Below are 17,395 nucleotides of genomic sequence, written 5' to 3' on the forward strand. Positions count from 1 at the left end.
ATGAGCGACGATTACGTGGTGGGTCTCACCGCCGACGGTGCGGACGCCACCGGTGCCACGATATTCGGCGACATCGGTCTGCACCGGTTGGAGGACGCCGGCATCTCCTGGCGCCTGCTGCCGCCGATTCCCGTGCACGGTCCGGTGGATCCGGCCGCGCTGGCGGGTGTCGACGCGGTGGTCTCGTTCGGCCATATCCCGTTCAGTGCCGAACTGGTGCGACAGGTGCCCCGGCTGCGGCACATCGCGCGGTTCGGTGCGGGATATGACGGAATCGACCCGGTCGCGCTGGCCCGTGAGGGGGTGGTGCTCACCAACACCCCCGCAGCGGTGCGACGGCCGCTCGCGTTGTCGGGGCTCACGCTGCTGCTGGCGTGCGCACATCGCCTGCTGGAGAACCATCGCGTCACCGTCTCCGGAAAGTGGGCGCTCCAGCGGGGTGCCTATCGAGGCACAGGGGTGGACGGCAGAACGGTCGGGATCCTGGGATTCGGGTCGGTCGGTTCCGAACTCGCCGGGATGCTCGCACCTTTGGGTGTCGAGGTGATCGCGACCACCAGGTCGGGGCGTTCGGAACGGGCGGCACAACTGGGTGTCGAACTCGTCGATCGCGAAACGCTGGCCGCACGATCGGATTTCGTCGTGGTGACCGCGGCTCTGACCGAGGAGAATCGCGGCATGCTCGACGAGTCGTTCTTCGCGGAGATGCGGTCGAGTGCCTACTTCATCAACATCGCCCGCGGCGGGCTGGTCGACCAGCCGGCGCTGATCCGGGCGCTGCGCGACGGTGGGATCGCCGGGGCGGCGCTGGACGTATACGATCCGGAACCCCCAGCGGCCGACGACCCCCTGTTCGCGATGGACAACGTGATCTGCACACCGCATGCACTGTGCTGGACCGCGGATTTCACCCGTGACGTCTCCCGATCAGTCATAGATGCCCTGATCGCGGTGTCCCGCAACGAGATCCCCGAGACGGCACTGGGGCGCGATGCGCTCGACGAGCGGACATGGCGGGGGAGGGCCACCGCCGAGGCGTGCGGGCAATTGGCGGCCGAGGGCTGATTTTCTCCGGCACGAACGTGGGCTTGTGGTCGAACTATCGGCGAGAACACGCACACAAGCCGACGTTCGATGCCGGCCCGCGATGGCGGGCCGGCAACGCCGAGATCTCCAGTTGATCGGCCAGATGGCGCAGTTCGGAAAGACCGAAGTCAATGCTCATTCGGGCATGCCGATGGTCTTGGCCTCCAGGTATTCCTTGTAACCCTCTTCACCATTGCGGTAGCCCAGACCGGACTGCTTGGTGCCGCCGAAGGGACTGGTGATCCCGAAGTGGCTCTTGCCGTTGATGGTGACGTTGCCGGTGCGCATGCGGCACGCGATCGCGAAGGCACGGTCGAGGTCGCCGCCGGAGACCTCGCCGGACAGTCCGTAGATGGTGTTGTTGGCGATCGCCACTGCGTCGTCGTCGGTGTCGTACGGGGTCACCGTGAGCACCGGCCCGAAGATTTCCTCCTGCGCGACTTGCGAATCGGGGTCGACGTCGGCGAGCAGGGTGGCCTGCGTGTAGTAGCCGACCGGAAGGTTTTCCGGGACGCCACCTCCGGTGACCAGACGCGCGCCGGAGTCGATGCCGCTGCGGATGAGCCCCAGCACCTTCTGTCGTTGCGTCTCGCTGATCTGCGGGCCCTGCATGACGCCGGGCGTCCACGGGTCACCGACCGGGAAGTTCTCCATCATGTTCTTGAGTATCTCGATACCCTCGTCGTAACGGCTGCGCGGCAACAGGATCCGGCTGGGCAGGATGCAGGACTGCCCGCTCATGACGCACGCCATCATCGCGGCCATCGACAGCGCCGAGTTGAAGTCGGCGTCGTCGAGCACGATGTGCGCCGACTTGCCGCCCAGCTCCAGCAGAGTCTTCTTCACGGTCGGCGCGCCGGCGGCCAGGATGGCCCGCCCGGTCGCGGTCGACCCGGTGAAGGTGATCATGTCGACGCGGGGGTCGGCCGAGAGCGCCGCGCCCACCTCGTTGGCGTTGGAGACGACGACGTTGAACACGCCCGCGGGAATGTCGGTCTCCTCGGCGACGATGCGGCCGTACTCCGTTCCCGACCATGGCGTGAGCTGAGCGGGCTTGAGCACCACGGTGTTACCCGCCATCAGCGCGGGCACCGTCTCGGCGATGTTGAGATAGAACGGCACGTTCCACGGCGTGATCGCGCCCACCACACCAACGGGTTCGTAGTGGATCTTGCGGCGGGCCGGGCCGAGTTGGGTCGGGTGCACCCCGGTGTCGACCAGGTAGTCGAAGTTCCTGCCGTGCTCGGCCCAGTGCCTGACCTCCTCGATGGGGCTTTCGATCTGGCTGCCCGAGACCGTGACCGGACAGCCGACCTCGGTGATGAGGATGCGCCGCAGGCGCTCCTTGTTGCGTTCGAGTGCCTCGTGCAGCTGCGTCAGACAGTGGTACCGGAAGTCCAGATCGCGTGACCAGTCCGTCTGGTCGAACGCCCGCCGGGCCGCGGCCACCGCGCGTGACATGTCCTCGACGGTGCCGTCGGTGGCCTGCCCGGCAACCTGTTCGGTGGCCGGGTGGATCACGTCGAATGTGGAACCGCTGCCGGTGGTTTGCAGTTCTCCGTCGATGAGCATGCGCTCGTCGCCCGCGAGAACACCGGTCTCGTCCTGCACAGAAGTCATGCTGTACAGCTTTACAAAAATGCGCCTCAGTGTCAGTAGCTTGCGTGAAATTTTTGGGCGATCGATCAGTTTGTGTCGGTCTGCCTGATGCCGACGGCGTGACGCAACTGCGCGAGGAACTGATCGGCGTCGTCACTGCGCACGATGTAGTGCGAGATCGCGACCCGGATCGCGGTCGCCGCCTTGACCGCCGCGTTGGGACCGGACAGCAGCTTGAGCAGGCGCGCGCGCATGATCGGGATGACGTGTGCCAACTGGGCGATGACCACCTCGGGTTCGATGTCCACCAGGCGCACGCCGGAATACGACTGCTGGTACTGCACGATGAACCGCAGCGCCGCATCGAGTTTCTCGTTGCCCCGCAGGCCCGCGGTCGCGCGCCCGATCCCGTTGTCGAACATCTCGCGCTCGTAGTTGCCGAACGCCTCGAGCAGTTCCTGCTTGTCGGCGAACCACCGGTACAGCGTCGGCCGCGAGACCCCTGCCTGCAGCGCCACCTCGGACAGGCTCAACTTGGTCTGACCGCTGCGAGCGAGCACCTCGGCGGTGGCCACCAGGATCCGGTGGCGGGTCGAGGTGTCCGCACCCGCTCCCGCGGGCAGAGCTTCATTCACAGTCGAGCCTCGGTTGGTCGTGGTTCTCAAATCCTAGGGTCATCACAAGAGTTTCTTGAGTAAAGCCACGGTTTCCAGGTCCGCCAGCGCCGCGACGCCGCGCCGAGCCCCCTCCACCGCGATGCCGTCGTCCTGCATGCCGCCCAGCCCCGCGGTGATGACCGGCGCGGTGTACGCATAGACCGCGCCGAGGCGGTAGCGCTCCCACAACTCGTCGGCGTCCAGCCTGGGGCCGCCTGCCGCGGCCAGCGCGCGACGGTACTCGTCGAGGAGGTCTTTCTCCGCGGCTTGCCGGTCGGTGGTCGTCATGCTGGTGATCAGCGTATACGCGAGCTCGCGTCCGGGGTGGCCACGGCGCACCGCCTGCCAGTCCAACAGGCCCGCCTCGCCGTTGCGGAAGAAGAGGTTGCCGGGGTGTGCGTCACCGTGCATCACGGTGTGCGGCGGACGGTCGAGCAGTTGTGCGGCCGCACGGTAGTTCTCGTCGATGAACCGGCCGTCGGCCACCGGGATGTCGGTACGCTCGGCGAGCCGCCGGGTCGAGGTCTTCAGGAGCGTCCCGGTCAGCAGCGAGGTGTCGTCCCCGGACGCCGAATACAGCCACCCGAGTGGGCCGCGGCCGCTGCGCTCGGGCAGCCGGCCCCAGAACGCGGCGTGCACACGGGCGAGCAGTTCGACCGTGAGCGCCGCGCGGTCCTTGTCGAGTGGATGCAGCGTGTCGGGAAACTCACAGGGCTCCTGCGCGAGGTCCTCGAGCACCAGCACGAAGCGCCCCGTGAGCGCGTCGAACGCCGAACCGTGGGCGCGGGGGACGCCGGGCAGGCCCGCCGCGAGCTGCTGGTAGAACCGGACCTCGGTGTGCGCGAGCCTGCCGAGCTCACCCATCAGCCGGGTCGCGGCGGTCTCGGCGGGCAGCTTGACGAACACCGTCTCGGGAACGCCGTCGCCCGAGAGCGCCAGCCGGGCCCGTGACGACGTTCCGGCGTCGCCTCCGAGTACTGATAACGTGCGTACCGTCCGTCCCATGATGGTGCTGAGGCAACCGGCGTCGAGATCGGAGATGCGACGCGGGAACCGCCGCAGTCCGCCGAGCGCGGCGTCGGCGGCGACGCGCTGCACACCGTGGCCGATGTGGGCGGCCAGCGCAAGAGCGGGTGGGATGCGACGGACCGTCGAGAGCATCAGTCAAGTTTACAAATAACTGCGCTTTTGTAAATGCAAACGCGCAGTGTTGGCACGCGGGAGTGAAGCGGACAAAGGGCGCGGAGCGTTTGAGGTTGGTGAAGTGCGGTTAGACACAAACGTGTCCGCGAGTGGCGCCTGGTGCGCCGGCGGGCGTGTGGTGAGCTTGGATTTCGATGGGTTGCATGTGAATTCGATACGTAAGGGTTTGCCGGGCGAGGGCGGGCAGGTGCCGGTCGACGGCGCCGAGATCGTCCTGTTCCCCGGCAGGCTGCCGGTGCCCGCGCCGCAGCTGGCGAGGGTGGCCGCGCACGCGCGCACGCTGGCTGCGGTGGCCTATGAGGACATCAGCGCCAACGGCGACAACCCCGTGACCGCACACGCACACTGGGGAGTGTTCCAGCGCTTCCCGGTGGTGACCCGCACGATGACCGCGGTGTGGCGCATGATGGCGGCCCGCTCGTTCGACGACCTGGCCGACGAGTTGGAGATCGGCTTCGTCCATCCCCGCACGATCGGCGAGCATGTGACCCTGTCGCTGATCATCGGTGACGCCCACGGACTACTCGATGCCGTGGCGACCCAGGCCCTGCGGGGTTCGCTGATCGACACCACGCTCGTGCGGGATCTGCACGATCCGGCGTCCAGCGTGGCGCGCCGCGTCGCCGACGAACCCGACATCTGGTTCCAGCCGTTGATCGCGGGCTTCGAGCGGGATCCGGGCCGCGGGTTCCGCAGGTGCTGACGCACGCCGCGGCGGTCACGGACGCACGGCGTTGAGCGCCGCGAGCAAATCGTCGAGACGTTCAGGGGTCACCTTGCCCCCGGAGAGCGCGACCATCCGCTCGATCGGCACGGACTCCAGCATCCGCAACAGATCGGTTCCCATGGCGGGTGCGTCCTGCGCGGCGGTGCCCAGTGTCTCGAAGAGCAACGGCGCGGCGGCCGGGTCGGCGAGGATCTCGCCCAGTGTCGACTCTCTGGTGAACACCGCCCTGGGGACGTCTCCCTCGACGGTGACGGTCGCATGCAGGCGCAGATCCCGGCTCGATGCGCCCACCGACACCGTGTAGTCACCGGGCTCGACGCCCCACTGTCCGCTGCGAATTTCCCAGAACGCGAGATCGGTTCGGCGAATGGGGATTTCAAGGGTGCGACGCTCACCGCTTTCCAGGCTGAGGCTGCCGAACCCGGCCAGCCAGCGTGGTGGCCGGCTGATTTGGGGGTCCGGTTTGGACACGTACACCTGGACCACCTCGCGACCGGCCCGCGGACCGACGTTGGCCACCACGACGCGCACCGTGGGTCCGTCGGAGTCGACCTCCAGATCGGAAAACGCGAACGCCGTGTAGGACAGGCCGTGACCGAACGGGAACGTGACCTCGAGAGCGCGCGCGTCATACCAGCGGTAACCCACGAAAACGCGCTCACCGTAGACGGTGTGGCCGTTCTCGGACGGGAAGTTCAGGAACGCCGGGCAGTCCTGCAGGCGTACGGGCACGGTCTCGGCCAGGCGCCCGGACGGGTTCACGGCCCCGAACAGCACGTCGGCGACGGCGCCGCCGCCGGCCTGCCCGAGCAGTGCTCCATCGAGGATCGCCGGGGCGTGTTTCGCGACCTCGTCCAGGCGTACGACGCCACCGTGGGACAGCACGACCACCGTGCGGGGTTGCACCTCGACCACCGCACGCAGCAGCGCCAACTGCGCCTGCGGCAGGTCGATGTGCTCACGGTCGTAGCCCTCGGATTCCTCGTCGGCGGTCAGGCCGAGGAACAGCACCGCGGCCTCGGCCTCGGCCGCGCCACGTACCGCCTCCGCGCGCACCTGCTCGCTGTCCTGTCCGGAATCGGTTGGCAGGCCGGGGAAGTGGGTGGCAGCCTGATCACCGTTGCGGGCACGGATCTCGTCGAGCGGGATGTCGAGGCGCGTGGGGTTGACGTGTGAGCTGCCGCCGCCCTGATGGCGGGGTTCCTCGGCGAACGGCCCGATGACCGCGAGCCGCGACGGGGCCAGCGGCAGGATCGGTTCTCCGTCGCGCAGATCGTTCTTGAGCAGCACCACGGCCTGTGCGGCAGCCTCACGCGCAAGGCGATGATGGGCCTCGGTCAGCTCGCCGATGTCGAAATGACCGGCAGCGCTGTGGCTTTCGTACGCGCGCACCGCCAGGCCGGCCACCCGTTCGGCGGCCGTGGTCACCGCACGCGCGTCGAGTGCGCCCGCGGTCACCGCGGCCACCACCTCGGCGTCGCCGAAACCGCCCGATGACGGCATCTCCAGGTCCAGGCCGGCCGCCACGGCCGCGACACGGTCACGCACCGCGCCCCAGTCGCTGACCACCACGCCGTCGAAACCCCATTCGCCGCGCAACACGTCGGTGAGCAGCCAGGTGTTCTCGGAGGCGTACACGCCGTTGATGCGGTTGTACGAGCACATCACGGTCCACGGCGCGGCCTCGCGCACCACGTGCTCGAACGCCCGCAGATAGATCTCACGCAGCGTGCGGGCGTCGACGTCGGAACTGGCACGCATGCGGTCGTGCTCGGAGTTGTTGACCGCGAAGTGTTTCAGCGACGCACCGACACCGCGGCCCTGCACACCGCGTACCCACGCCGCGCCGAGCACGCCGGACAGCAGCGGATCCTCCGAGAAGTACTCGAAGTTGCGGCCGCAGCGCGGGTCCCGCTTGATGTTGACGCCGGGGCCGAGCAGCACGTGCACTCCCAGCGCACGGGCCTCGGCGCCCAGTGCGGCGCCGACGCGTTCGACGAGATCCGGGTCCCACGTCTGGCTCAGCGCGACGGCCGGAGGAAAACATGTCGCGGGTTCACTGCCGCCGACACCCAGGTGATCTGACGCCCCGCTCTGCCTGCGCACGCCGTGCGGTCCGTCGGTGAGCACGATCGACGGGATGTGCCCGACAGCCTCGGTGGTCCAGAAACTCGCGCCGCTGCCCAGTGCGGCCTGCTGGGTCAGCGTCAGGGTCGGGGCATGTGCGAGTGGGTCCGTCACCCTTCCCGAGGGTAGCCCCGCATCGGAGGTTGCCGGTTCACTCCCGGCGCCTCGGCCGCGCCACATGGCGCAGTTGTGCCAGGAAGTCGTCGGCGTCGTCGCTGCGCACCAGGTAGTGCGATATCGCGACGCGCACCGCGGTCGCCGCCGCGACGTCGCTGTCGGGCCCGGTGGTGAGGCGTTGCAGGCGTTCGCGCAGCAGCGGCATGATCTGGGACAGCCGCCGGATGACGTGCTCGGGTTCGATGTCGACCATGCGCAGGCCCGGGTAGGACCGCTGGTACTCGGCGATGACGCGCAGGGCCGCGTCGAGGCGCTCGGATGCAGGCAGTGCACCGGTGGCCTGTGCGACGGCCTGCTCGTAGCCGCGACGTTCCCACACCACGAACGCGTCGAGCAGATCCTGCTTCGACGAGAACCACCGGTACAGCGTGGGTCTGGAGACGCCGGCCTGCGACGCGACGTCGGACAGGCTGAGTTTCGTCGTCCCGTTGCTGCCGAGAACCTCCGCGGTGGCGGCGAGTATGCGCTCGCGGGTGCTGCTCGCCTCGGTCCCAGCGTCGGTCCCAGCGTCGGTCCCAGCGTCGGTCCCAGCCATGGGACAAGCTTTACAAACTATCGAGTAAGTGTCACGCTAAATCTCGGCGTGGCCCACCGCGGCACGCCTGTAGGAGGACAGGAACGTGACAGTTGCCATCTCAGCGCAGGCACGCGAATACAGCCCGTTCGACATCACGTCACACGAGTTCTGGAGCCGGCCGTTCGCGGTGCGCGACGAGACGTTTGCGCAGTTGCGTGCCGCCGAGGGGCTGAGCTGGCACCAACCGCTCTCGACGCTGTTCGACGTCGAGGAGCCCGGGTTCTGGGCGCTGACCCGGCGCGCCGACATCCAGTTCGTCAGCCAGCATCCCGAGCTGTTCACCTCGGCGCAGGGCGTGGCGCTGGACCCGATGCCGGCCGACGTGCAGAAGTTCGCGACGTTCTTCCTGATGATGGATCCGCCCGAACACACGGTGTACCGCAGGCTGATCAGCTCGGCCTTCACACCGCGCAACGTCCGGCGGATCGAAGAGCAGATCCACGCCAACGCAGTCGATGTCGTCGACCAGCTGATCGGCGTGGGCAACGTCGACTTCGTCGAGGCGTGCTCGGCGCAACTTCCGATGCGCACGATCTCGGACATGCTCGGCGTGCCCAAGGCCGATCAACCCGCGCTGGCCAAGGCCGCCGAGAAGCTGTTCAGCATGAGCGACGACGAATACTCGTCGCTCGAGGAACGGGCCGTGGCCACCATCAACGAGATCATGCTGATCTCGAACACCGGTGTCGAGCTCGCGAAGTTCCGGCGCGCCAACCCCGGTGACGACCTGATGACCAGCATCGTCAACGCCGAGGTCGACGGACACCGACTGACCGACGAGGAGATCGGCGCGTTCCTCATCCTGCTGGCGTCGGCGGGCAACGACACCACCAAGCAGACCACCACGCACGCGATGATGGCGCTGGCGGCACATCCGGACCAACGCGACTGGCTCATGGCGGATTTCGACGGCCGCATCGGTTCTGCCGTCGAAGAGTTTGTGCGGTGGGCCACCCCGGTGATCCAGTTCGCGCGCTTCGCCACCGAGGACGTCGAGGTGGCCGGCCAGACCATCAGGGCGGGGGAGAAGGTGGGGCTGTTCTACTGCTCGGCCAACCGCGACGAGGCGGTGTTCACCGACCCGCAGCGCTTCGACCTGAGCCGCTCACCCAACCCGCATCTCGGATTCGGCGGTGGCGGCCCGCACTTCTGCCTGGGCAACCAGCTGGCCAAGACCGAGCTGCGAAACCTGTTCCGCGAGTTGCTGACCCGCCTCAAGACCATCGAGTTCGGCGAGCCCGAACTGCTGCACAGCAGCTTTGTCCACGGCATCAAACGAGTCCCGGCCTACATCCGGTAGCGAAAGAGGTGACATGCGCGTAGAGGTCGACCTCGCCAGGTGCACCGGTCACGGCATCTGCGAGACCATCGCCGAGGACGTCTTCGAGGTGCAGGACGACGGGACCGTGCTGATCCACGGCAACGAACGTCCCGAGCACGACCGGGATCGCATGCGCCAGGCAGTCGTCCAGTGCCCGGCCGCGGCGCTGCGCATCGAGGACTGATCAGGAGCGCGGCGGGCGGGGGCGCACGAGCACGGACTGCTGGATCGCGCCGACGGCGCCCGAGGAGTCGAACAGTGTGCCGACCGTGGTGCCGATCCCGTCGGGGCCGTAGCTGGTCTCGGCGCGGATCCCGATCCACTCGCCCTCAGGGATGCGGTGCACGTGCACCACGAGATCGGTGTTGAGGAACGTCCACTTGCGGATGTCGAGCTTGCTGCCGATGCCGTTGGCGTCGTCGGCGACCGCGAACAACCGCTGCAGCGGCGTCATGGCCTCACCTTTGACCAGATCGACCGTGGGCCGCAGCCACGACTCGCCCGGTCCGGGTGCCAGTGGCACGGTGAGCCAGCGCCAGTCGATGCTGTGCACGTAGTTGGGCTCCCAGTTCTTGGCCATGTCGTGACTGCGCGCGTTCTCCAGAGGCCGCAGCGGTGACACCCCGGTGTGCTGCAGTGTCGATGTGTCGAGCGTGAGCATGCGCCAACCCGACGCGCGCGCGACCGTCCGCGGTTCACCGTCGGGGGCCGTCGCGAGCATCTCGGCACCGACGAGTTCGATCTGCTTGCCGGGCCGCTGCACTTCGGCGCGCACCCACAGATCGCCCTCGGACGGCACGCCGCCCATCAGATCGATGGCCACCCGGGCCAGCCGAGTCTCGGCACGCGGCTCGCAGTGTTCCAGCGCGCGCACCAGCAGCGCCGAGGCCGGCGCGGCGTGCTGGATGGCGGCCGACCACGTGCCGCGCACCATGTCGGTGGCGGCGAACCTCTCGCCCAACGTGTCTGCCGCGTCGAGCAATTCGTAGTAGGAGTCCGACATGTCCGCCTGTCAGTGGTGATGATGGTCGCCGACGGCGAAATCGCCGGGCGCGGGCACTGCGACGTCGAGTGCCTCGATGCGGGACAGCTTGGTGCCCACGAGCCGCTGCGGATAGGCGTCGGTGGTGGTCACGAGGAACAGCGTGCGGCCCTCGGCGCCGCCCAGCGCACACGCGATCGCGGTGCGCCCGCCGGCGTCGATGCGGTCGGTGACCGTTGGCGTGCCCGGTCCGCTGTCGACGATGCGCTGGAACTCGTGTGCGAGCGTCAGCGCGGTCCACACGCCGCCCTCGAGATCGATCGCGATGCCGTCGGGCGGGCCGTCGAGACCCTCGGCGAAGATCCGGCGGTCCGACAGGTCACCGTCCTCGTCGACGGTGTAGGCGGTGAGCCGGCGGGCCGTCGACTCCGCGACGATCAGGGTTTCGCCGTCGGGCGTGATCGCCATGCCGTTGGGGAAGTCCAGACCCTCGGCGACCACGCGGATCGGTTCGACGGGGTCGTCGGGGTCGATCCGCACGATGACGCCGCCACCGCGGGCCTGGGATCCGACGTAGGCGCGTCCGCGCTCGTCGAGCACCATGTCGCCCAGCGGTGCCGGGGCCACCTGGTGCAGGTCGGCAAGCAGTTCCACCGTTTCGCCGTCGTAGCACAGCACCTGCCGCTTCTCGGTGGACACGATGTACAAGGTCCCATCGGGGCGAAAACCCAAGCCGGACGGCGCATGTCCGGGCAGCGGCAACGTGGTCATGGATCCGCCCAAGGTGACGGTGTGCACGGCCTCGCCGAGCATGTCCGAGAACCACAGCAGGCCCTCGAACCACCGCGGCCCCTCACCGAAGCAGAACCCGGTGGCGAGTTCGGTCGTCCGTTCGGGTCCGGCTTCCGTCGTCACGGCGACGTACCTTTACAAAACACGCCTTGAGTGTCACGCTCGCAAGGTGTCACTGTCAACCACCGGAGCACCGTGATGAAGAAGTACTACAGCCACACGTTGCTGTATCTCCACGAGACGATCGACCTGGGATCGGGCCGCACCGACACGTTCACCGAGGTCTTCGGCGAGGTCTACCGACCGATGATGGAGGACCTCGGGGCGCGGTTGTTCTCCGTGTGGGAGACCACGCCGTACAACGGTCACTGGCCGCAGGTGACGATCATCTGGGAGATCGACGCGTTCGCCGACTATGCGCGGATCGGCAGGGCGCAGGCCGTCGGTGGCAGCCACGAGAAGCAGGCGCTCCGGTGGTCGTCGTACCTCTCGGAGACCGGGGCCCGCGGCGAGGGCCGAATCATGTACGCGGGCAGGTACAACCGCACGCTCGCGCAACTCCGGCAGGACGACGTCAAGGCCGGTCTGGTGATCCAGGAGGTCATGCAGACCAAGCCGGGCCGCCAGGACGACTACATCCGCGAACTCGAACGCCTCTACGTGCCGTGGTCGGAGCGCACCGGTAAACGCTGGCTGGGATCGTTCATCACGACATTCCGGTTCAACGAGGTGATCCACTACTGGGCCCTCGACGACGACTGGGACTGCTTCGAGAACCACTACCCGTCGTGGAAGGACAGCCCGCCGGCCGAGATCGTCACGTGGATGAGCGTGGCACCCGCGTTGCGTGACGGTTGGGAGGACTCGATCCTGCAGGCCCTGCCCCCGTCCCCGCTGCGATGACCACGACGGTGAAACCGCCTGTGACGGAGGCGGTCACGGGAGAGTTCAGCTACGACCCGTTCGATCCGGCCGTGATGGCCGACCCGACTCCGTACTACCGTGTGCTGCGCGAGAAGTATCCGCTGTACCACATCGAGAAGTGGGACACCTGGGCGCTGTCGCGGTTCTCCGACATCTGGGAGGTGCTCGAGGTCAACGACGGCACCTTCGTCGCCTCCGAGGGAACCCTGCCCGCGGCAACGGTTCTCGCCGAACACAACGACGGCGCCGTACCGGATCCGCCATGGCATCCCATGCCGTTTCACGCCAACTTCGACACCCCGATCTACGACAGCGTGCGGCGGTGCACCTCGCCGCAGTTCCGCCCACGCTCGGTGACCAAACTGGCCGACCGCATCCGAACCCTGGCCAACGAACGTCTCGACGAACTGCTGCCGCGTGGACAGTTCGACCTCACACAGGACTACGGCGGCATCGTCGCGGCCTCGGTGGTGTGCGAACTGGTCGGGCTGCCGGTGGATCTGGCGGCTGACGTGCTGGCCACCGTCAACGCGGGGAGCCTCGCCGAACCGGGCAGCGGTGTCGAGGTGGCCAACGCACGCCCGGGTTATCTGGAGTACCTGACGCCGGTGGTGCAGCGGCGCCGCGCCGGTGAAGGCCGCGAACTGCCGATCGTCGACAACCTGCTGCAGTACCGGTTGCCCGACGGATCGGCGTTCAGCGATCTCGAAGCCGCCGTGCAGATGCTCGGCGTCTTCATCGGCGGCACCGAGACCGTGCCGAAAATCGTCGCGCACGGACTGTGGGAACTCACACGACATCCCGAGCAACTCGCGGCCGTGCGAACCGACCTCGACGCCAACGTGCCGATCGCGCGCGAGGAGATGATCCGCTTCTGCGCGCCCGCACAGTGGTTCGCACGCACCGTGCGAAAGCCGTTCACGCTGCACGGCACCACGCTGCAACCCGGACAGCGCGTCATCACACTGCTGGCATCGGCCGGCCGTGACGAACGCGAATACCCGGACCCGGACTCGTTCATCTGGGACCGCCGCATCGAACGGCTACTGGCGTTCGGCCGCGGGCAGCACTTCTGCCTCGGCGTCCACCTGGCGCGTCTGGAGATCACGATCATGGTGACCGAATGGCTCAAGCGTGTCGGCGAGTTCCGGGTCGACGAGCGGGCGGCCCGGCGCCCGCCGTCGAGCTTCCAGTGGGGCTGGAACAACGTGCCGGTCGAGGTGTGACGTGTGGTCCTACCGTCTGGTCGCGCCGTATGTGTTCGAACGCTCCGACCTGCGGGCGCCGTCACCGGATGCGCTGACCGACGGTCAGGTGCTGCTGAGCTTCTCGGCCGCAGGCATCTGCGGCAGCGACATTCCCGGGTTCCGCGGCACGCAGGGCAAGCTGCCGGGGGACACCGGCGCGAGTGCCGCGCAGATGCCGGGCTTCCCGATCCACGAGATCGCCGGTGAGGTACTCGCGAGCAGACATCCGGACCACCGCGTGGGCGACCACGTCGTGGGCTGGGCCTCGGGATTCGACGGCCTGATGGAGCAGGTGATCGCCGACGGCGACGGCCTCGTCTCGTACGACCCGGCGTTGCCGCCGCGCCTGGCGGTCGGATTGCAACCCCTGGCCTGTGTGCTCTGTGCCGTCGAACAGTTGCCCGACCTCGACGGCCGGCACGTCGCGGTGATCGGACAGGGTTCGATCGGTCTGCTGTTCTCCTATGTGGCAAAGGCTCTCGGCGCCGCACGCGTCACCGGTGTCGACCCCCTCGACCGTTCCGCCATCGCCGCGCGCTGCGGCATCGACACCCCGGTGCGCGCCACGAGCGACCGCTGGGTCACGCACCTGGACCCGGACGACCGGGCCGACGTGGTGATCGAGGCCGTCGGCCACCAGGTCGCCACGCTCAACCACGCGCTCACCGCGGCGGCATTCGGCGGCACGGTCTTCTACTTCGGCGTCCCCGACGACGACAGCTACCCGATCAGCATGCGCACCATGCTGCGCAACAACCTCACGCTGAAATCCGGTGTGACAACCGACCGGCAACGCGTGCTGCGCCGCGCCGACACGTTCGCCCGCGAGCATCCCCACCTGTTGCCCGGCTACGTCACGCACACATTCGGCGTCGACGACGTACAGGCCGCTTTCGAACTGGCGTGCCGTCCGGTGCCCGACCGCGTCAAGATCGTGGTGGCGCGATGACCGCGAGCAGGCTGCAGCAGGCCCTGGCCGACCGGCAGACCGTCTGGGGCGGCTGGGTGGTCGGCCCGACCATCCTGGGTCCCGAGGAGTTCGCCGCCGCCGGATACGACTACGTCGGATTCGACGTCCAGCACGGGTATCTCGACGACGCCGACGTGGCACTGCTGCTGCGCCGCCTCGAACACGTGCCGATCGCCACTGCGGTGCGCCTGCCCTCGCCCGACCCGGCGCCCATCGGACGGGTGCTCGACGCCGGCGCCGACGCGGTGATCATCGCCATGGTGGAGACGCCCGAACAGGCCGCGGCCGCCCTGGCCGCCACCCGGTACGCCCCCGAGGGCGTGCGCAGCTTCGGGCCGTTGCGCGCAAGCCTCGGTCACGACACCGTCGCGCTGCAAGAACGCGCGAGCGTGATCGCGATGATCGAGACCGCCACAGGCGTTGCGGCAGTGCAGGATATCGCCGCGGTGGCCGGCCTGACGGGTCTCTATGTCGGACCTGCCGACCTGGCGATCTCGATGGGAAACCAACCCACCGACGCCTGGACACATCCCGACGTCCTCGCGGCGTTCGTGACCGTGCGGCAGGCCGCCGACGCGGCCGGGCTGGCCGGCGGGATACACGCCGGGACCGGACGCGCCGGTAAGGCCGCGGCAGACATGGGATTCCGGATGATCACGCTGGCTTCGGAATCCCAGGCGCTGCGCCGCGGTGCGGTCGAACACCTCGACGAGGCCACCGGCGCGGGTGGTGGCCATGAACAAAGGGGATACCTCTGAGTCCAGGGAGTGCAGTGAGTCCAGTGACCGTCGACCGCGTAGCGCTCGTGACCGGCGCCGCGCGTGGCCAGGGTGCGGCCATCGTGGCGAAACTGGTCGCCGACGGGTTCCGGGTTGCCGCAACGGATCTCATGATCGACGACCTCCGTATGTCGACCGCGGACCTGGGCGGCGCCGTGATCGCGCTCGAGCTCGACGTCACCTCCGCCGAACAGTGGCAGTGGGCCGTGCACGCCACGGTCGAGGAGTTCGGCTCGCTGGGCGCCCTGGTGAACAACGCGGGCGTCCTGCACCGCGCCTCGCTCGACGACGAGACGCCGGACGGTTTCGAGGGCAGTTGGCGGGTGAACTGCCTGGGCCCGTTCCTCGGCATCCGCACCGCCCTGCCGCATCTGCGCCGCGTCGACGGGGCCGCGGTGGTCAACACGTGCAGCACGGGCGCGATCCGCCCGTTCCCGAACCATGCCGCCTACGGCTCGTCGAAATGGGCGCTGCGGGGGCTCACCCAGGTGGCCGCGGCCGAGCTGGCCCCCGACGGAATCCGCGTCAACGCGGTCTTTCCCGGACCGGTCGCCACCCCCATGCTCGACGAGAGCACCCAGGAAAGGCTCGCGGCCAGGGCCGCGGCGGGGCGCCTCGCCAGACCGGCCGAGATCGCCGACGCCGTGGCATTCCTGCTCTCCGAGCACGCGTCGTTCATCACCGGATCCGAGCTCGTCGTCGACGGCGGGCAATGTCTGCAGATCGGATGAGCATGTCCATCGGGATCATCGGCGCCGGACCGGGTGGTCTGGCCCTCGGAATCTTTCTGAAAAAGGCCGGTTTCCGCGATTTCACGATCTTCGACAGGGAAGACGGCGTCGGCGGGACGTGGCGCATCAACACCTACCCTGGGCTGGCGTGCGACGTGAAATCGCACCTGTACTCCTACTCGTTCGACCTCAACGCCGACTGGACGAGGTTGTGGTCCTCGCAGCCCGAGATCCTCGCGTACTTCGAGCGGTGTGCCCAGCGGCACCAGCTCGAATCCCACCTGGTGCTGGGCACCGAGATCACCTCGGCGCGCTGGGACACCGACGGCTGGGTGCTCACCACCTCGGGTGGGGACGAGCAGCGGTTCGACTTCGTGGTGTCCGCGGTGGGACTGTTCACCCAACCGCTGCTGCCCGACCTCGTCGAGGAGGAACCGTTCACCGGAACCGTGCTGCACACCGCGCGCTGGGACCACTCGATACCGCTGGCGGGCAAGAAGATCGCGGTACTGGGTACGGGGTCCACGGCCGCGCAACTGGTCCCGGAACTGGCGAAAGTCGCCGACACGGTCTACTCGGTGCAGCGCTCGCCCACGTGGATCCTCCCCAAACCCGACCGCCCCTACACCGACCGTGAGCGGTGGGTCTTCGCACACGTGCCGCTGGCCAAGAAGATCTACCGCACCCGGCTGTGGCTGCGCAGCGAGTCGAACATCTCGGTCATCGAACACGGCAGTGACAAGACGCAGGAGTTCAGGTCGATAGCACTGAACATGCTGCGGTCCACCGTGACCGACGACGAGTTGCGCGAACGGCTCACACCCGATCATCCGCTGGGTTGCAAGCGGCTGGTGTTCTCGTCGGACTTCATCCCGACCCTGACCCGCCCGAACGTCGAGGTGGTGTCGAGTCCCGCGCGGGCACTGCGGTCGAGGTCGCTGGTCACCGAGGACGGCCGCGAACTCGACGTCGACATCGTCGCGTGCGCAACCGGATACGCCGCGGCCGACTATCTGGGCCAGATCGAGGTGACGGGGGAGGGCGGGATCCGGTTGCACGATGTGTGGCGCGACGGGGCCTACGCCTACCTGGGGATGACCGTGCCCGGGTTCCCGAACTTCTTCATGCTCTACGGGCCGAACACCAACGTCGGATCCAACAGCGTGATCTTCGTCCTGGAGGCGCAGGCCCGCTACGTCGTGCGTGCACTGAAACACCTACGGCGCAGACGGAAGTCGTATGTGGCGGTGAAACCCGAGGTGATGGCGCAGTTCATCGCCGACATCGACCGGTGGATGCAGGGCACGGTGTGGCTCACCCGGTGCAGCAGCTACTTCCGTGCACCCAACGGCCGGGTGGTCACGCAGTGGCCCCGTAGCGCCCGCGCGCTGTGGGCCATGACGCGGCGGTTCCGCGCCGCGGACTACCTGTTCAGCGCACCCGTCGACGGCCAGGCGCAGGTGGTCGAGGTGGCGGCCCACGAAACGGTCGGCTGAC

General features: G+C 68.1%; 17 protein-coding genes. 10 read left to right on the top strand and 7 right to left on the bottom strand.

The annotated features are described in order from the left end of the window. Positions 1-1,065 (top strand): NAD(P)-dependent oxidoreductase, encoded by a 1,065-nt coding sequence (locus AT701_RS12870; protein WP_058125953.1) that lies wholly within the window; start codon positions 1-3, stop codon positions 1,063-1,065. A 156-nt stretch (positions 1,066-1,221) separates the two neighbouring features. Here the strand turns inward: AT701_RS12870 and AT701_RS12875 are convergent, their stop codons facing one another. From AT701_RS12875 to AT701_RS12885, 3 genes are all read right to left on the bottom strand, one after another. Further along, positions 1,222-2,706 (bottom strand): aldehyde dehydrogenase family protein, encoded by a 1,485-nt coding sequence (locus AT701_RS12875; RefSeq protein WP_011728429.1) that lies wholly within the window; start codon positions 2,704-2,706, stop codon positions 1,222-1,224. Between the two features lie 65 nt (positions 2,707-2,771). Then, entirely contained in the window at positions 2,772-3,320 is a 549-nt protein-coding gene (locus AT701_RS12880; protein ID WP_003893908.1) for a TetR/AcrR family transcriptional regulator, read from the bottom strand. Positions 3,321-3,362: 42 nt separating this feature from the next. Next, a complete protein-coding gene (locus tag AT701_RS12885; RefSeq protein ID WP_058125954.1) occupies positions 3,363-4,502 on the bottom strand; it encodes a phosphotransferase in 1,140 nt (379 codons plus the stop codon). Positions 4,503-4,689: 187 nt separating this feature from the next. On the opposite strand from AT701_RS12885, the gene AT701_RS35050 reads away from it, so the two are divergent. Beyond that, positions 4,690-5,247: a hypothetical protein gene (locus AT701_RS35050; protein WP_223495527.1), complete on the top strand. Its 558-nt coding sequence runs from the start codon at positions 4,690-4,692 to the stop codon at positions 5,245-5,247. Positions 5,248-5,262: 15 nt separating this feature from the next. On the opposite strand, the gene AT701_RS12895 is transcribed toward AT701_RS35050, so the two are convergent. After that, the gene (locus AT701_RS12895) at positions 5,263-7,512 is read right to left on the bottom strand and encodes a glycoside hydrolase family 3 C-terminal domain-containing protein (protein WP_058125956.1); all 2,250 of its coding nucleotides are present in this window, start codon (positions 7,510-7,512) and stop codon (positions 5,263-5,265) included. 37 nt (positions 7,513-7,549) lie between these two features. Continuing rightward, the gene (locus AT701_RS12900; RefSeq protein WP_058125957.1) at positions 7,550-8,110 is read right to left on the bottom strand and encodes a TetR/AcrR family transcriptional regulator; all 561 of its coding nucleotides are present in this window, start codon (positions 8,108-8,110) and stop codon (positions 7,550-7,552) included. A gap of 85 nt (positions 8,111-8,195) precedes the next feature. Between AT701_RS12900 and AT701_RS12905 the strand changes: the two genes are divergently transcribed. Further along, a complete protein-coding gene (locus tag AT701_RS12905) occupies positions 8,196-9,452 on the top strand; it encodes a cytochrome P450 (protein WP_058125958.1) in 1,257 nt (418 codons plus the stop codon). A 13-nt stretch (positions 9,453-9,465) separates the two neighbouring features. Next, complete coding sequence (locus AT701_RS12910) at positions 9,466-9,657, top strand: ferredoxin (RefSeq protein WP_058125959.1); 192 nt, start codon at positions 9,466-9,468, stop codon at positions 9,655-9,657. Here AT701_RS12910 and AT701_RS12915 read toward each other — a convergent pair whose 3' ends face one another. Next, on the bottom strand, positions 9,658-10,476 hold the full coding sequence (locus AT701_RS12915; RefSeq protein WP_058125960.1) for a thioesterase family protein: 819 nt from the start codon (positions 10,474-10,476) through the stop codon (positions 9,658-9,660). It abuts the gene before it with no gap. Between the two features lie 9 nt (positions 10,477-10,485). Beyond that, positions 10,486-11,370, bottom strand: a complete 885-nt coding sequence (locus tag AT701_RS12920) for an SMP-30/gluconolactonase/LRE family protein (RefSeq protein WP_011728436.1) — start codon at positions 11,368-11,370, stop codon at positions 10,486-10,488. A gap of 75 nt (positions 11,371-11,445) precedes the next feature. Between AT701_RS12920 and AT701_RS12925 the strand changes: the two genes are divergently transcribed. The 6 genes from AT701_RS12925 to AT701_RS12950 are packed head-to-tail and all read left to right on the top strand — an operon-like array spanning position 11,446 to position 17,394. Beyond that, positions 11,446-12,150 carry a hypothetical protein gene (locus tag AT701_RS12925; RefSeq protein ID WP_011728437.1) on the top strand — a complete coding sequence of 235 codons (705 nt, stop codon included), beginning with the start codon at positions 11,446-11,448 and terminating at the stop codon, positions 12,148-12,150. Beyond that, positions 12,147-13,397, top strand: a complete 1,251-nt coding sequence (locus tag AT701_RS12930; protein ID WP_014877431.1) for a cytochrome P450 — start codon at positions 12,147-12,149, stop codon at positions 13,395-13,397. Before AT701_RS12925 ends, AT701_RS12930 begins: the two co-directional genes overlap by 4 nt. A gap of 1 nt (position 13,398) precedes the next feature. Beyond that, positions 13,399-14,367 (top strand): zinc-binding dehydrogenase, encoded by a 969-nt coding sequence (locus AT701_RS12935; RefSeq protein WP_058125961.1) that lies wholly within the window; start codon positions 13,399-13,401, stop codon positions 14,365-14,367. Beyond that, a complete protein-coding gene (locus AT701_RS12940; RefSeq protein WP_011728440.1) occupies positions 14,364-15,146 on the top strand; it encodes an HpcH/HpaI aldolase family protein in 783 nt (260 codons plus the stop codon). Before AT701_RS12935 ends, AT701_RS12940 begins: the two co-directional genes overlap by 4 nt. 23 nt (positions 15,147-15,169) lie before the next feature. Then, complete coding sequence (locus AT701_RS12945) at positions 15,170-15,898, top strand: SDR family NAD(P)-dependent oxidoreductase (protein ID WP_011728441.1); 729 nt, start codon at positions 15,170-15,172, stop codon at positions 15,896-15,898. Then, on the top strand, positions 15,880-17,394 hold the full coding sequence (locus AT701_RS12950) for a flavin-containing monooxygenase (RefSeq protein ID WP_011728442.1): 1,515 nt from the start codon (positions 15,880-15,882) through the stop codon (positions 17,392-17,394). The genes AT701_RS12945 and AT701_RS12950 overlap by 19 nt, the downstream gene beginning before the upstream one ends. The last annotated feature ends 1 nt before the right edge of the window (position 17,395 follow it).

The sequence above is a fragment of the Mycolicibacterium smegmatis genome, assembly GCF_001457595.1.
GTDB classification, from domain to species: Bacteria; Actinomycetota; Actinomycetes; order Mycobacteriales; family Mycobacteriaceae; genus Mycobacterium; species Mycobacterium smegmatis.